At 36.8% G+C, this 15,605-nt stretch carries 14 protein-coding genes; 10 read left to right on the top strand and 4 right to left on the bottom strand.

The genetic code is table 11. The features are described 5' to 3' along the window. Window positions 1–72 precede the first annotated feature (72 nt). From ACQ33O_RS02700 to tsf, 8 genes are all read left to right on the top strand, one after another. Complete coding sequence (locus tag ACQ33O_RS02700; RefSeq protein WP_430994014.1) at window positions 73–3,087, top strand: SusC/RagA family TonB-linked outer membrane protein; 3,015 nt, start codon at window positions 73–75, stop codon at window positions 3,085–3,087. Window positions 3,088–3,124: 37 nt separating this feature from the next. Continuing rightward, window positions 3,125–4,744 (top strand): RagB/SusD family nutrient uptake outer membrane protein, encoded by a 1,620-nt coding sequence (locus ACQ33O_RS02695; protein WP_430994013.1) that lies wholly within the window; start codon window positions 3,125–3,127, stop codon window positions 4,742–4,744. Window positions 4,745–4,765: 21 nt separating this feature from the next. Beyond that, window positions 4,766–5,608, top strand: a complete 843-nt coding sequence (locus tag ACQ33O_RS02690; protein ID WP_430994012.1) for a SusE domain-containing protein — start codon at window positions 4,766–4,768, stop codon at window positions 5,606–5,608. A gap of 40 nt (window positions 5,609–5,648) precedes the next feature. Next, window positions 5,649–6,782, top strand: a complete 1,134-nt coding sequence (locus ACQ33O_RS02685; RefSeq protein WP_430994011.1) for a SusE domain-containing protein — start codon at window positions 5,649–5,651, stop codon at window positions 6,780–6,782. Between the two features lie 293 nt (window positions 6,783–7,075). After that, entirely contained in the window at window positions 7,076–7,519 is a 444-nt protein-coding gene (rplM, locus tag ACQ33O_RS02680; protein ID WP_430994010.1) for a 50S ribosomal protein L13, read from the top strand. Window positions 7,520–7,548: 29 nt separating this feature from the next. Then, window positions 7,549–7,938 (top strand): 30S ribosomal protein S9, encoded by a 390-nt coding sequence (gene rpsI, locus ACQ33O_RS02675; RefSeq protein ID WP_430994009.1) that lies wholly within the window; start codon window positions 7,549–7,551, stop codon window positions 7,936–7,938. 108 nt (window positions 7,939–8,046) lie between these two features. Continuing rightward, on the top strand, window positions 8,047–8,934 hold the full coding sequence (gene rpsB / locus ACQ33O_RS02670) for a 30S ribosomal protein S2 (protein WP_430994008.1): 888 nt from the start codon (window positions 8,047–8,049) through the stop codon (window positions 8,932–8,934). A gap of 78 nt (window positions 8,935–9,012) precedes the next feature. Beyond that, window positions 9,013–9,837 carry a translation elongation factor Ts gene (gene tsf, locus ACQ33O_RS02665; protein WP_430994007.1) on the top strand — a complete coding sequence of 275 codons (825 nt, stop codon included), beginning with the start codon at window positions 9,013–9,015 and terminating at the stop codon, window positions 9,835–9,837. A gap of 71 nt (window positions 9,838–9,908) precedes the next feature. On the opposite strand, the gene ACQ33O_RS02660 is transcribed toward tsf, so the two are convergent. Genes ACQ33O_RS02660 through ACQ33O_RS02645 form a run of 4 tightly spaced genes read right to left on the bottom strand, consistent with a single transcriptional unit; the run spans window position 9,909 to window position 12,619 of the window. Then, the gene (locus ACQ33O_RS02660; RefSeq protein WP_430994006.1) at window positions 9,909–10,985 is read right to left on the bottom strand and encodes a hypothetical protein; all 1,077 of its coding nucleotides are present in this window, start codon (window positions 10,983–10,985) and stop codon (window positions 9,909–9,911) included. A 14-nt stretch (window positions 10,986–10,999) separates the two neighbouring features. Next, window positions 11,000–11,434 carry a hypothetical protein gene (locus tag ACQ33O_RS02655; RefSeq protein WP_430994005.1) on the bottom strand — a complete coding sequence of 145 codons (435 nt, stop codon included), beginning with the start codon at window positions 11,432–11,434 and terminating at the stop codon, window positions 11,000–11,002. A 5-nt stretch (window positions 11,435–11,439) separates the two neighbouring features. Then, the gene (locus ACQ33O_RS02650; protein WP_430994004.1) at window positions 11,440–12,057 is read right to left on the bottom strand and encodes a hypothetical protein; all 618 of its coding nucleotides are present in this window, start codon (window positions 12,055–12,057) and stop codon (window positions 11,440–11,442) included. A 7-nt stretch (window positions 12,058–12,064) separates the two neighbouring features. Next, window positions 12,065–12,619: a hypothetical protein gene (locus ACQ33O_RS02645; protein ID WP_430994003.1), complete on the bottom strand. Its 555-nt coding sequence runs from the start codon at window positions 12,617–12,619 to the stop codon at window positions 12,065–12,067. 263 nt (window positions 12,620–12,882) lie between these two features. On the opposite strand from ACQ33O_RS02645, the gene pyrH reads away from it, so the two are divergent. Both pyrH and ACQ33O_RS02635 read left to right on the top strand, forming a co-directional pair. Continuing rightward, the gene (gene pyrH / locus ACQ33O_RS02640) at window positions 12,883–13,596 is read left to right on the top strand and encodes a UMP kinase (RefSeq protein WP_430994002.1); all 714 of its coding nucleotides are present in this window, start codon (window positions 12,883–12,885) and stop codon (window positions 13,594–13,596) included. A 17-nt stretch (window positions 13,597–13,613) separates the two neighbouring features. After that, a complete protein-coding gene (locus tag ACQ33O_RS02635) occupies window positions 13,614–15,575 on the top strand; it encodes a hypothetical protein (protein WP_430994001.1) in 1,962 nt (653 codons plus the stop codon). The last annotated feature ends 30 nt before the right edge of the window (window positions 15,576–15,605 follow it).

The raw sequence follows: 15,605 nt of genomic DNA, 5'->3' as shown, positions 1-15,605 counted from the left end.
GTGCTTGCCGCACCACTCTCCTTCATTTGTAGTTATCGTTTCATCATTCATTAAAAAAGAAAAACTATGCAGATGAGAAAAAGCATGCGAAAATTTATCGGAATTTTTTCGGGAACGTTTGCGTTATTGTTGCTGTCTACAGTGGCTTTGGCGCAAAATGTTGTTACCGGTAAAGTATCGGATTTAAAAGATGGTTCTCCGGCTTCTGGGGTAACCGTAACCGTTAAGGGCACAAATGTTGCTACGCAAACGGCTAGCGACGGAACTTATACAATAAGTTCTCCTACCGCAAATCCTACTTTGGTCTTCACTTCAACCGAGTTCGGCAGACAAGAGGTTAAATCAAATGGTGGCAAAGCCAATGTTAGCCTTACAAAAGCTGTGCAAAATCTGGGTGAGGTGGTTATCATTGGTTATGGTACGGTTAAGAAAAAAGATCTGACCGGTGCTATTACGAATGTAACAGCAAAAGACTTTAACAAGGGTCAAAACAGTACAGCAGAACAATTAATTGCCGGTAAAGTAGCCGGTGTTGCTGTAACATCTAATAGTGGAGCCCCCGGCTCAGGTAGCACCATCCGAATTCGTGGCGGTGCGTCTCTAAATGCAAGTAACAACCCATTGATTGTAATTGATGGTGTTCCTCTTGCCGATGGCGGTGGTGGGGTATCAGGCTCACCAAGTGCATTGGCTCTGATCAACCCGAATGATATAGAATCTTTTAGTGTTTTAAAAGATGCGTCTGCAACTGCTATTTACGGATCAAGAGCTTCTAATGGTGTAATCATTATTACTACCAGAAAGGGTAAAAAAGGTAAGGCCGTATTTAACTTCAGTAGTCAAATGGGGGTGTATACTTTACCTAATAAAGTGGAAGTAATGACAGGAGATCAAGTGCGTTCATATGTAACAGCGAATGGTAAATCAAGTGATATTGCTTTGTTGGGTACTGCAAACACTGATTGGCAGGATCTGATCTATCAAACAGCATTATCTACTGATAATAATTTTAGTGTATCGGGTGCTGCAGGTAAAATGCCTTATCGTATTTCAGTTGGTTATCTTAATCAGGAAGGGGTTTTAAAAACTGGTAAGCTTGAACGTTATACAGGATCTTTCAATATCAACCCTAAATTTTTCAATAACCACTTGAGTGTTGATCTTAATTTTAAAGGCTCATTGAGTCATAGTTCATATGCAAATGAAGGTGCTATCGGATCGGCAGTTTATTTTGATCCAACTCAACCGGTTTACTCCGGTAATGCACGTTACGGTGGATACTGGCAATGGCTTGATGGAGCATCTGAAAAAGGATTGAGAGATTTGGCTACAAGAAATCCGGTTGGGATATTGAATCAAAATTCTAACATCGGAACATCTCGTAGAAGTATTGGTAATATTCAGGTAGATTATAAATTTCATTTTTTACCTGACCTACGTGCTAATTTCAATTTTGGTTATGATGTTGGTCATGGCTTTGGCGGTACTTTTGCTTCAGACAGTGCCGCAACAAGTTATAGAAGATACAAAGATCCAAACGGCAAATTTCATGGAGGATCTATTGGGCAATATGCTGGTCGTAATTATAACACTGTTCTTGAATCATATCTTGCTTATGGTAAAGATTTCGGGAAACAAGGAACCCGTTTAGATCTGATGGCAGGTACATCTTACCAACAATTTCTAAATTATAACTATAGCTTCCAGGATAAAACATTGGATGGTACTGTAGTTAGTTCACCATTGTTTGATGTAGATAGACCAAGAGCAAGATTGATATCATATTTCAGCAGATTGACCTACAACTATTTGGGAAAATATATATTGACAGCTAGTGTACGTAGGGATGGCTCATCTAAATTCAGACCGGAAAACAGATGGGGTACTTTCCCTTCAGCTGCATTTGCCTGGAGAGCGAAAAATGAATCATTCCTTAAAAACTCTAAAACTTTTTCAGACTTGAAAGTTCGTGTTGGTTATGGTATCACAGGACAACAGGATGGAATTGGATACTATGATACCGAACCATTGTATACTATCGGTAACGGACAAGCTCTTTATCAATTCGGCTACAATATCGATGGGTCTCCGAGATTTGATACTATTTACAGACCAAGCGGATATTATGCAAATAGAAAGTGGGAACAAACCGCAACTACGAATGTTGGTGTTGACTTCGGCTTCCTAAATAACAGAATTACCGGTAGCATCGATTACTATTTTAAAGAAACAAAAGACCTGCTTAATACTATAGACGTAACTGCAGGAAACTTTACTAATAAAGTAACGGCTAATGTTGGTACACTTGAAAACCAAGGGGTTGAATTAACCATCAACACACAACCTGTTCGCAATAAAAAAATAACATGGGATCTTGGTTTCAACGTAACCTACAATCAAAACAAGATCACTAAACTAACTATCAACGAAAATCCAAACTTCGTAGGAAACCAGTTTGGTAGTACAGGCGGATTTAATACTATTCAGATCAACTCAGTTGGTTACAACAGAGCAGCATTCTACGCTTTTCAACAAGTATATGATGAAAATGGAAAAGCAATTGAGGGATTATACGTTGACAGAAACAGAGATGGTACAATTAATGAAAAAGATTTGTATCACTACAAAGCTCCTGATGCTAATGTATTTGCAGGGTTAAGTACCGGCGTTACAATTGGAAAAATAAATGCAGGTTTTGTGATGAGAGGAAGTTTCGGAAATTATATGTATAACGGATTACAATCTGGTGCTGGTATCAAAAATACAGTAATCAGTCCTCTAGGTTATTTGCAAAACGGAAATCCATCTTTACTTGAAACTAATTTCACTGGTGCAGGAGATAAATTCAGTCGTTCAGATTATTTTATCCAAAACGCATCATTCGTGAAAATGGATAACATATACTTTGGTTATAACGTTGGTAAAGTTTTCAAAAGCAATGCTAATTTAAGATTGAATGCCGCAGTACAAAATGTATTTATCATCACTAAATACGACGGATTGGATCCGGAAATTAATGGAGGTATTGATAACAATATATATCCACGTCCAAGAACTTTTACAGTGGGAGTAAATCTTGATTTCTAAAATAAACGTAATAATAACTAAGTATAAAAAATAGTATATGAAAAATAATATTTTAAAACTAATTACATTCAGCGTTTTGCTAACCGGTGTAATGGCATCCTGCGAAAAAAAGCTGGATATTAAACCGACCAACGATCTGCAACCTGACGATGTATTTACAAAAGTGGCGGGTTACAGAGGCTCGTTCGCAAAAATATATGCAGCTTTTGCATTAACCGGAAATAGCGGCCCTGCAGGCAATGGCGATGTGCAAGGTTTGGACGAAGGGTTTTCCGATTTTTCTCGTTGCTTATGGAAAGCACAGGAGTTAAGTACAGATGAAGCCGTTATTGCATGGGGAGATGCTGGTATCCAGGATTTTCACAACATGAACTGGTCAGGTGATAATCAATTTTTATTGCCTATTTATTACAGAAGTTTTTACCAAATAACATTGGTGAACAATTTTCTTAATCAATCAACGGATGCAAAATTGGCTGCAAATGGAATTACCAATGCGACCGATTTGGAAAATATCAAAGCTTATAGACAAGAAGCCCGTTTCATCAGAGCATTTCAATATTGGATATTGATGGATCTTTTCGGAAACCCTGCCTTTGTTGATGAAACTACTTCAGAGGCTGTATTGGCAGGAACACTTCCTCCGCAAATATCAAGAGCAGATCTTTTTGAATATATTGAAGATGAATTAATGGCAATCGAACCAGATTTAAAAGCTCCACGTACCAACCAATATGGTCGTGTAGATAAAGCAGCGGTTTGGTCTTTGTTAGCAAGAATTTATCTAAACGCAAAAGTTTATACAGGAACAGAAAGAAATACTGACGCAATTACTTATTCTAAAAAAGTAATTGACGAAGGTGGTTATGCTTTAATGGACAACTATCGCAATCTGATGTTATCTGATAACAATATCGGTAACACAGAGTTTATTCTTACCATCAATCACGACGGATTATATACACAGTCTTACGGCGGTACTACATTTTTAACGCATGCATCAGTTGGTGGTTCAATGCCTGCTATTGCAAGCGGTGTAAATGGTGGTTGGGGTGGAATTAGAGCTACTTCTGCTTTATATGATTTATTTAAAGCAGGGTTCTCTTCAGATCAAAGAGGTCAGTTTTATACCAATGGCCAAAGTGAAGAAATTAAAGACCAAACAAAATTCACTGATGGTATTGCTGTAAATAAATTCCGCAATGTAAAGAGAGATGGTTCTCCGGGACAAAGTCTTGAATTTTCTGATGTTGATTTTCCGTTATTCCGTTTAGCAGAACAATACCTCATTTATGCAGAAGCTGTTATCCGTGGTGGAACAGGCGGAAGCAGTGCTACTGCGTTGGAATATCTTAATAAGTTAAGATACAGAGCATTTGGTGGAGGATACGGTCCAAGTAATATCGGCCAGTTGTACAATTCAGATCTAAATCTTGAAACAATTCTTCAGGAAAGATCGAGAGAGTTATACTGGGAAGGGTTTAGAAGAACGGATCTGATCAGATTTGACAAATTTACCAGCTCAACTTATGTATGGCCTTGGAAAGGTGGTGTAAAAGCAGGTACAGGCGTTGAAGATTATAAAAACCTTTATCCTATACCAACTAAAGAAGTTGTGGGTAATGCAAACATTAAACAAAACGCAGGATACAATTAATAACAATATAAAAATTTATATATGAAACGATTATTTAATAACATATTTATACTGGGTATCTGTTCTGTGCTTTTGTTCTCCTGCAAAAAGGATGATGCCAATCAGGTAACATTGTTGAGTGGCGAAGCTCCGGTATTGAGCGGAACAACCAATACAACAACCAGTGATATTGCCCTTGCTAAAGCAAATGTAGATAAACCGGCATTGGATCTTACATGGACCAATCCTAACTACAAATTTTCAGACGGTATCAGTTCACAAGATGTAAACTATACCATTGAGGTAGATGTGGAAGGATCAGATTTTGCCAATGCCAAAGAAGTAGATGTTGTTGCAAAAAACCTTGGGTCAATTGTTACTCAGGGTAAATTGAATTTTGCTTTAACAAAATCTCTAGGCTTACTTTATGGCAAATCGTATAACATCGAAATAAGAGTAATTGCTAGAATAGGACAAGGTAAAAAGCCGGAAATGATCTCTAATAAGCTATCGTTTACTGCTACTCCTTATCTTGATGTAGCAGTACCATTACCTACTGCAGGAACATTATGGGTTACTGGAAATGCCTTTGCTTCAAACTGGAGCAATCCTTTGGGAGCACCTTATGATGTAACTCAAAAATTCACTCAGGTATCTGAAACTCTCTATGAGTTAACTGTAGAGTTTATTGGTGGAGGCGGCTACAAATTAATCCAAGAGCAAGGTGTTTGGGGATCACAATATCATGCATTGGATGGAACAGCTGCATTATCCGGAAGCTTTGAGAAAAAAGATGCTGATCCGCAGTTCCCAAGCCCTGGTGCAGGATGGTATAAAATATCTGTTGATTTCATTACAGGAAAATATACTTTAACCAAACTGTAAATGTTGCTCACTAATTTAATTCAATTATAAACTTTTTTATATGAAACATTCTTTTAAAATATTTTCGTTGCTTGCAGCAGTTGCGCTGTTCTTTACGGCATGCGATAAGGACAAATATGATAAACTACCGTTTAGTAACGACGGTACTGCTCCTACGCTGAGTGCTACTTCAGCAGTTATTGCGCCGGCATCGACAGATGCAGATAATGTAGTAGTGTCGTACAGCTGGACTGATGCAAAACACGCCACTGATTCTGCACATCAGAAATATGTAGTAGAAATTGATACAGCAGGAGGCAGTTTTAAAAACGCCATCAGAAAAACAGTATATGGTAATTTAAAAGCTGACTTTACAGGTAAAGAGATCAATGCTATTTTATTGGCTTATGGGTTTCCTTTCAATGTAGCGCAAAACATGATTGTAAGACTAACTTCATCTTACGCAAATAACAATGAACAATTTCATTCTAATGTGTTAACTGCAACGATGACCCCTTACAGAGTTCCTCCAAAAATTCCGGTACCGGCGAATTTGTATATAGTAGGTGATGTTAACGGTTGGAACAATAGCGCAGGACTGGATAAGAAATATTATTTCTACAAAACAGATGAAACTACTTATACCGGGGTGTTTAATTTCCCTAGCGGTGGAGGTTATAAATTGATACAGGAACTAGGTAACTGGGATACTCAATATCGAATGATTGCAGGCGGAACCGCTTTTGCAGGAGAATTCAAACAAGAAAATTCAGATCCTACTTTCCCTATTCCGACTCCGGCAGGAGCTTATAGAGTTACGGTAGATTTCCAAACTGGAAAATTCAAAGCTGTAGCAACAGAAGCACCTAGATTAGATGCTCCGGCTGAGTTATATCTTGTTGGAGATATCAACGGCTGGAACAATAGCGGTAGTCTTGATGCTAAATACAAATTCACTAAAGTAGATGATTTTGTATTTACACTAAATGTAGCTTTCACAGGAAGCGGCGGATTCAAATTAATTCAACAATTAGGAAACTGGGATACTCAATTCCGTAAATTAAGCGGAGATGCAGCAGCAGGTGAGTTTGATCAAAAAAATGCAGATCCAACCTTCCCGGTACCATCAGAAGCAGGAACATATAAAGTAACTGTGAATTTTGCAACCAATCAGTATACTATGGTTAAACAATAGTTGTTATATATAGTTTTTAGTTTAGAAAGCGGCCAATTTTTATTGGTCGCTTTCTTTTTGCGCCAAACACTGAAAATTACCTGTCAAAATTTTTACTGAAAATCAGTTTGTTACAAAGGTTCGATAAAAATACTTTGCTATTTTGTAGGAAATTAATATACATCATACTACCTTCGCACTCCCAAAAAAGAACAGGTGATTTTACCTGAGTTTTGGCGGGAGAGTCTTTTGGGATAGCAAAAGCTCTTATTTTATAAAATCATCTGGCCTTAGGCTAGATAAAAAAACAAAAAATGAGTAAACTACATTTCACCACCAAACATGCAAACGAGGCTACCGTTACACACAATTGGTATGTAATAGATGGTACTAATCAAACCGTTGGACGTATGTGTTCAAAAATTGCAGCTGTATTGCGTGGCAAAAACAAAGCCTATTACACTCCTCACGTTGATTGTGGAGATTACGTAATTGTAATCAATTGCGAAAAAGTAAAATTAACCGGCAACAAAATGGAAGAAAAAATTTACGATCACTTTACAGGATACCCTGGTGGACGTAAAGAAGCGGTTGCTAAAGATGTTTTAAAACGCAGACCTGAAGTATTGATCGAAAGAGCAGTTAAGGGGATGTTGCCTAAAAACAGATTAGGTCGTAAGATGTACAAAAAATTATTTGTGTATGCAGGCCCTAATCACGAGCATGCAGCTCAACAACCAAAAGAATTCAAATTCTAATTTAAAAAATTCTAAATCTAAATAAATAGATGGAAAAGCAAAAAAACGCAGTTGGTCGCCGTAAAGAAGCCGTAACAAGGGTTTTCTTAAGTAAAGGTGACGGTAAAATAACTGTTAACGGAAAAGATTACAAATCTTACTTCCCATTAGTATATCTTCAAAATCAATTAGAGTCGCCGCTTAAAACTGTTGAAGCTGCTGATAAATACGACATCGTTGTGAATGCACAAGGTGGTGGTGTTAAAGGTCAGGCTGAAGCTGCAAAATTAGGTATTGCTCGTGCTTTGATCGAAGTAAGCGCAGATTATCGTCCGGCATTGAAAGCAGCCGGTCTTCTTAAAAGAGACCCACGTGCCGTTGAACGTAAAAAACCAGGACGCAAAAAAGCAAGAAGAAGCTTCCAGTTCAGCAAACGTTAATATACAGTTTCGAGCTACAAGCTACAAGGGACAAGCATTATACTTACACCCTTGTAGCTTGCAGCTTGCAGCTTAAAACTAAATTAAAAACTACTTCAATTATAAACAATGGAAAATAACACTTCCTTACAACAACAGCTTTTAGAAGCAGGCGTACACTTTGGTCACTTAAAGAAAAAGTGGAACCCGAAAATGTTGCCATACATTTTTGCAGAAAAGAAAGGTATTCACATTATCGATCTTAATAAAACTGTAGAAGGTTTGCAGGAAACTGCAGCGGCATTAAAATCTATCGCTAAAAGCGGTAAGAAAATAATGTTTGTAGCTACAAAAAAGCAAGCGAAAGAAATCGTTTCTGATTGTGCTAAACGTATCAACATGCCTTACGTTACAGAACGTTGGTTAGGCGGTATGCTTACCAACTTTAACACAGTTCGTAAAAGTGTTAAAAAAATGCAGAGCATCGAAAAAATGTTGAACGACGGAAGTATTGATAATCTTACTAAAAAAGAAAGATTAACATTAACTCGTGATAAAGATAAAATGGAGAAAGTATTAGGTGGTATCGCACAGATCAGTCGTGTACCGGCCGCTATTTTCTTAGTTGATATCGGTCACGAACACATCGCTTTAGCTGAAGCAAAACGTTTGAATATTACCACTTTTGGTATGGTTGATACGAATTGTGATCCTAATAAAGTTGAATTTGCAATTCCTGCAAATGATGATGCTACAAAATCTATTGCGATCATCGTTAACTATTTAACTGCAGCAATCGCTGAAGGTTTATCTGAGCGTCAAGCAGAAAAAGATGAAGAAGACAGCAATGTAGATACAGAAGAAACTGCAGAAGCAAAAGCAGCTCGTTTTGAACAAAAACAAGATGCAGCCGGTGATGATAGAAACAGGCGTGGTGGTGGAAGAGGTGTAGCTTCTCAACCAAAAAGAAGAGTACCGGGTCCGGGTGCCGGCGGTAGAAAACCTGCAGCAAAATAGTTGGAGGTTTGAAGTTGGAAGTTTGAGGTTACTGAAAACTTTTGACGCTTAATTTTTAATTTTTAATTTTTAATTATCATGAGTGCAACAATAACAGCAGCAGATATAAATAAATTACGTCAAACTACCGGTGCAGGTATGTTAGATTGTAGAAAAGCTTTAACAGAAAGCAATGGAGATTTTGAAGCAGCGATTGACTGGTTACGTAAACAAGGACAAAAAGTAGCAGCTAAACGTAGCGACAGAGAAGCAAAAGAAGGTGTGGTTTTAGCTAAAACTACAGCAGATAATAAAGCTGGTATCGTTCTTTGTATCAGTTGCGAAACTGACTTTGTAAGCAAAAACGCAGATTTCGTAGCATTTGCTCAAAGCATTGCTGATGCTGCAATTGCTAATAATGTAAAAACCGGCGAAGAACTGAATGAAGTATCGATCAACGGTGCAAAAGTGGCCGATTTGATCAACGATAAATTAGCAGCGATAGGAGAAAAAATTGCAGTATCTCGTTTTGAAAGAGTAGAAGCTGAATACGTAGCAAGTTATATCCATGGTGCAAATCGTATGGGTGTTTTAGTTAGCTTCAACAAAGAAGCAGCTGATGCAGGTAAAGATGTGGCAATGCAAATTGCAGCAATGAATCCGTTAGCTGTTGATGAAACTTCTATTGCTCCAGAAACAATTGCAAGAGAAAAAGAAATTGCTATCGAACAAATCAAAGCCGAAGGTAAACCTGCTGAAATGGCTGAGAAAATTGCATTAGGTAAAGTAAATAAATTCTTCAAAGAAAATACTTTGTTGGCTCAACCTTTTGTAAAAGATAACGCTAAATCAGTATCTGATTATTTAAAATCTATTGATGCCGATTTAAAAGTTATTGATTTTAAAAGAGTAGCATTAGGCTAAGAAATTAGTACAAATAAGCAAAAAGGCTGTTCATTGAACAGCCTTTTTGTTTTCGTTTCCAATAAGAGTAATTATTTTTTCCGGAAAGTTATAAAGGCCAATGCTTGTTTAGTTTTAGGTGTTTTACTATTTGTTGATACGAACTCAATTCCATCGATTGTTTTCTTGGGTGCAGTATAATGCAATTCCATTATGGTGCCGTTTGAAGCCTCATAGATATCAGTATCATACGAAGAGGTTTTAACAAATTTTGCTTTGATAAATTTCTTTGCAGTTGCCCTGTTGAAAATGTAGGATGAAAGTTGTGGAATAGAAATATCTCCACCATAATATGTATGGTTGTTATGTGTAATTTGAGTAGGATAGTAAATAATATCCGTGACAGTATCATTGTGAGTTTTTACGTTTAATCCTTCTATATGAGAAAAATATTCAGTGTAAGTATTGGGTTTTTCAGGAACTCCGATTTCTGTTAGATCTTTTGTTGCAACAACTGAACTTTTACTTAGCTTCTCATAGAGAAACGATGGAACTGCAATTTCTTTGCTGATAAACGTCGATAGGTCGGTAGTTGTTTTACCTGCAGGAATTATTGTGCTTAAATTAATACTCCAACCAATATTCATTCGTAAAATCAAGGGGTAGTTTGGGTTTTTGAGTACTACAATGTCATTCCTGTTTTCATCCGATAGATAAAAAGCTTCTACTGTTTTGTAATCTCCATTGATCTCAATAGCAAAAATTGTTTCATCAGAATTTTCAAAGACAAACTCTTTATCACCATCCCACAAACTCACTTTTTTATTTTGAACTATTTCTTTGTATGCAGCTTTACTTAATGTAACTGAAGTGGCATCAGTCAATGTCTTGGAGCCATTAATAAAATAGTTATGCATTTTTTTAGAGGTATCCATCGCAGTTGGTGTAACTTCTATACGGCCATAGTTAAAATCTTCATTGGTCATTTGCCATGCAAAAGTAAAAGCAGGGGCAAGAGATTTTATTTTTAGTGTAAAATCGTATTCATCACCTCCCACATTTACTAGATAAATTAGCTTATCATTTATAGTTAAGTCTAGTGAAGATTGAGCTTTGCAAATAAAAAAACTGCTCACGCAAATGACGCAGGTTATAAATGTTTTTTTCATCCAACAATATTAAATTACTTTATTTCAAATTTATACGTGTTGTATAAAATGCTTGCAGTATCCCTTTTAATTGAATCGGGCATAGCTTTGTTGCCATAGTATTTTCGTTTGTAAAATTTTACTTCTGTATATCCGGCTTTAATAGCTTTTTGTATTTCTAAAGTTGTAGAACTGCCACCTGCCATTTCGGGGTCGCTGAATTCTTTACTGGCAACATACTTGAAATAATTCGTATCAATTTCTTTCCAGTAATCAAACTCTTTGTAGCGCTCCCTATCTATACCTTCTACCTCACTGCTTTCCAGAACAAATGTTTCTCCGATCTTCATTTTATTAATGACACTATCTTTTGGCTCAATATGTTTACTTAGCTCATCCTTTATCTTTTCACTTAATGATCTATTGCAAGATACCGTTAATATCAAACTTAAAATGAATAAATATTTCATGAAATTTATTTTACAGTTTCATCTATAAGCGGGGGCGCATCTTCCTCAGTATCCATTGTTAGTATGTTATCAGCCATTTTCCATTTGCCTTTTTCTTTTACAAATGGCACATAATTCCAAACTCTGTCTTTTTCTTCGGCTCCTTCCCAAAGCTCAGAGCCAATTTTTAAAACTGCTGTGTCTCTATTGATCTCTACAATGTATTTGTTTTTGGGAGATGTGTACCATTTATACGTATATTCAATACTCTCCTGTCCACCGGCCCACCGATCGTAATCAAAACCTACGGCAATTTCTTCTTCCGGATTTTCTTTAAAATAATGTTCCGAATCTTTAAAATGTTTTCGTTCTGCTTTGATATAAGCCTCACCAACATACGGTACACTTTTACGCAAGTACGCAAAATATTTTTCAACCTCTTTCCATTGAATTTTAAAGGGCGGTGAATATTCCTTTCCTTGTCCTTTATACAAATGGAAGGAGTTGAATTTCTTTTCGTTTTTTTTATAGAATGCAAGAAAATCGAAAAAGGTCTGTTTGATCTTTTTTTGTTCAGCATTAAGCTGAGCTTGAATATTCACTGCAATAAATGCTGTTAACAATAGGAATAATATCTTCTTCATATAAAAATTATCTGGCGTAAACTCCGTTTGGTGATACAACACTTGCTGGTCCGCCTGTGATGCCCACCGGTGGAATGATAATATTGATCACTTCTCCATTTACTTTTAAAATTGTTTTGCCACAACTCATTTCCACGCCTTGTTGATGAAACGGAGGCATTGCAGAGGGTGTTCTGTTAATAAGATAAGGAGCCGAGAGATCGCTCATTTCTACTTCAAAAGTAAAACCACCCACAACACATTTTGAATAAGCTGATGTAGCAGTAGTAATTATTTCAATCTGAGCATCCAGTACCGGAGCTTGTTCAAAAGGAGTATCTGCAAAAATATTAGGTCCGAAATAGGCACCAACTTTTGGGTTGGTACTTACAAAACCCATTACCAATGGCGCTGCATTTGTATCGGGTTGCCAAAAGATCATTCCGCTTGGGGCATTTCCAACAGGTGTGTTTACCATGCGACCAAGATGTACAATTACATTTGGCATTTGAAGATCAGGACTGGTAACAGCTACCAGATCAACTCCACCTTCCCAGCTCATCCATTTAGTTACATTACTCATAAAATAGTTTTATTTAAAAGTAGCTGATAATGTGTCGAATTCAAATACCCGATAGTGGGTATTTATGAGTTGAATAATAATTTTCTGCTCGCTAAAAAAAATTTAAGATTATGGTGTTTAACTAAAAGAAATGCATTTTACAGAATACTGTTTACATTAATTTGTGTTAACCGTTTTTTTACATTGAAAATTATCTAACCCGTTTAAAATCTATATCTTCGCAGCGAAATCTTAATTCTTAATTCTTAATTCTCAATTCCAGCATGCTTCCTAAATATAAACGTGTACTTCTGAAACTTTCCGGCGAATCTTTAATGGGAGATAAAAATTTTGGTTTGGATAGCGATGTGATTGCGCAATATGCACAGGATATCAAATCCATTACAGAATTAGGGGTACAGGTTGCTATCGTAATTGGTGGAGGTAATATTTACAGAGGAATGAATGAGGCGGAAACAGGTATTGAAAGGGCACAAGGCGATTATATGGGGATGTTGGCTACGGTGATCAATGGAATGGCAGTGCAAAGCGGATTGGAAAAAGCCGGTGTATATACCCGTTTGCAAAGCGCCATAAAAATGGAACAAATTGCTGAGCCATATATTCGAAGAAGAGCAATGAGACATTTAGAAAAAGGTAGAGTTGTAATATTTGGTGCCGGTACAGGAAATCCATATTTTACTACAGATACGGCGGGCTCATTAAGAGCGATAGAAATAAAAGCTGATATAATTTTAAAAGGAACAAGGGTAGATGGTATTTATACAGCTGATCCTGAAAAGGACCCAACTGCCACTAAGTTTGGCCATATAACATTTGCTGATTGTATCAGTAAAAATTTAAAAGTAATGGATATGACGGCTTTTACTTTATGTATGGAAAATGAATTGCCGATCATTGTTTTTGATATGAATAAGCCCGGCAATTTATTAAGAGTAGTAACCGGAGAGAAGGTTGGTACTTTGGTAAGAGGTTAGTCAAAATTTTATATTAAGTGAAAAAGAATCTTTTCCTGTTTTTCTCTTCTTTGCTGATATCCGCCATTGCATTTTCAGCCAAACCTGTATTATCTGCCTCCGTTACACAGCCTGTTTATCCCGGCACATCTAAACCATATCTGAGTATAGTTTCAGGCAGCGGTAAAACATCTTATGTAAGCAGTACGCTGAATGACCCGACAGACCCCGCTGTTTTTTATGGCATTTATTTTACGATTACCAATACCCCTACCTCTATATCTGTTACCAGTAATAAAACTTCAGTTTTACCTAACGCAAATATCAGTTTTGTAGAATCGGGAGGTATCTATACTTTAAAAATTACTCCAATTGCAGTTGGTTATGCAACTGTATCAATTATCGCATCCAATGCAGATGGAAGTTCTTCAACATACAAAGTAACCTATGCAGTTTCTGCAGCATCTGCACATCCTGATAAAACAATTTGGCCGATGAATATGGCTGATGCATCAGGTGCAACTTCTATTGATGATGACTATATGTTTGTTTGTGATGATGAAACCAATATACTTCGCTTGTATAACAGAAAAAACTCAGGGATAGATTTATATAATATAAATATACAGTCTGCTGTTGGAGCATCTGAAGAATGTGATTTGGAAGGATCTTCATTAAGTGTAAAGTATAATACAGGAAAACGGATTTACTGGATCGGGTCTCTTGGTAACAGCAAAAGTGGTAATCTGAAAGCTGATAGAAACAGAGTTATTGCTACAGAAGTAACTGGTGCAGGAGCAAATAGCACATTGTCTGTAAAAGGGTATTCTACAAAATTCAGGGCTGCATTAATAACTTGGGGGGATAGTAAGTCCTGGAACTTTACAGCATCTGCTGCCTCCGGCAAAATCCCAAAACTATTAGATGGGTTTAATGTAGAAGGACTAACGGTTACGCATGGTGGAGATACAGGTTATATAGGTTTTAGAGCTCCGTGTGTACCTGTAAAAGGAACAACACCTAATAGTTCAAATAGAAAATATGCCATAATTGCTCCGGTCACAAATTTTGAAACAATCATGAATGCAAATGGATCTGTGAGTGGAGTGCCTTCTATAGCGGAGCCGATTTTGTTTGATCTAGAGGGACTAGGGATAAGAAGTGTTGAAAGAGTAGGTGTTAATTTATATTTGATTGTTGCAGGTTTATATACTGGCGGTGGAATTCCGGCGGTTTATTTATGGGATGGGAAAGTGCCGACAGATCCAGGAATGAATCCAATTACCACCACTAGTAGCTATTCTAAGTTAACTAAACTTAATTTATCCGGATTAGATCAACTGGCTCAGATATCTTCTAACGGTGATGCAGATGGCCACCCCGAAGCAATGGTTACTGAACAAATAGGGAGTGTTCTATTTATACATTTAATATGCGACAATGGTACAGTTGATTACTATGCCGATGGTACCGAAGCAAAAGTTTTAGATAGCCTTCAGATAAGAAAATTTCGTTATGACAACTTTGCGTATGATCTAACAAACTATACTGCTAATTGTACAAACAGTAGTATAAAATTTGCAACAAATAATACCCCCGGAAATACTTATCAATGGCAAGTTAATACCGGTAGCGGATATACGAATATAAGTAATAGTTCACTTTACGCAGGTGCAACGACAGATACGCTTAAGCTTATAAATGCACCTACATCTATGTACGGTTATTTGTATAGATGTGAGATCACAAATAATTCAAACATTACTTATAGTAATGAAAATATGCTGCAGTTCAAGGGTTACTGGCTGGGTACAGTTAGCAATGCGTGGGAAACTCCTGCCAATTGGGGATGTGGTATTTTACCAGATGCTAATACAGATGTAATAATAAATATCGGTACACCAATTTTAAGTTCTAATACTTCAGTTAGAAGTGTAACTGTAAATCCAAATGCTTCGTTAAAAATTAATTCTCCGAATAAACTTACAATCCTGCATTAATAGTAACAATTTAATAAAGATTGTCTGGTT

Origin of the sequence: Ferruginibacter sp. SUN002 (assembly GCF_050611725.1) — a bacterium.
Lineage (GTDB): Bacteria > Bacteroidota > Bacteroidia > Chitinophagales > Chitinophagaceae > Ferruginibacter.
The sequence above is the reverse complement of the archived record's forward strand: the minus strand, read 5'-3'. Positions and strand labels throughout refer to the sequence as shown.

Coding starts and splice junctions, on each gene's coding strand:
- pyrH (WP_430994002.1), top strand. CDS start 12,883: ATGCTTCCTAAATATAAACGTGTACTTCTGAAACTTTCCGGCGAATCT.
- ACQ33O_RS02650 (WP_430994004.1), bottom strand. CDS start 12,057: ATGAAGAAGATATTATTCCTATTGTTAACAGCATTTATTGCAGTGAAT.
- tsf (WP_430994007.1), top strand. CDS start 9,013: ATGAGTGCAACAATAACAGCAGCAGATATAAATAAATTACGTCAAACT.
- ACQ33O_RS02660 (WP_430994006.1), bottom strand. CDS start 10,985: ATGAAAAAAACATTTATAACCTGCGTCATTTGCGTGAGCAGTTTTTTT.
- ACQ33O_RS02695 (WP_430994013.1), top strand. CDS start 3,125: ATGAAAAATAATATTTTAAAACTAATTACATTCAGCGTTTTGCTAACC.
- rpsI (WP_430994009.1), top strand. CDS start 7,549: ATGGAAAAGCAAAAAAACGCAGTTGGTCGCCGTAAAGAAGCCGTAACA.
- ACQ33O_RS02645 (WP_430994003.1), bottom strand. CDS start 12,619: ATGAGTAATGTAACTAAATGGATGAGCTGGGAAGGTGGAGTTGATCTG.
- ACQ33O_RS02700 (WP_430994014.1), top strand. CDS start 73: ATGAGAAAAAGCATGCGAAAATTTATCGGAATTTTTTCGGGAACGTTT.
- ACQ33O_RS02690 (WP_430994012.1), top strand. CDS start 4,766: ATGAAACGATTATTTAATAACATATTTATACTGGGTATCTGTTCTGTG.
- ACQ33O_RS02655 (WP_430994005.1), bottom strand. CDS start 11,434: ATGAAATATTTATTCATTTTAAGTTTGATATTAACGGTATCTTGCAAT.
- rpsB (WP_430994008.1), top strand. CDS start 8,047: ATGGAAAATAACACTTCCTTACAACAACAGCTTTTAGAAGCAGGCGTA.
- ACQ33O_RS02685 (WP_430994011.1), top strand. CDS start 5,649: ATGAAACATTCTTTTAAAATATTTTCGTTGCTTGCAGCAGTTGCGCTG.
- rplM (WP_430994010.1), top strand. CDS start 7,076: ATGAGTAAACTACATTTCACCACCAAACATGCAAACGAGGCTACCGTT.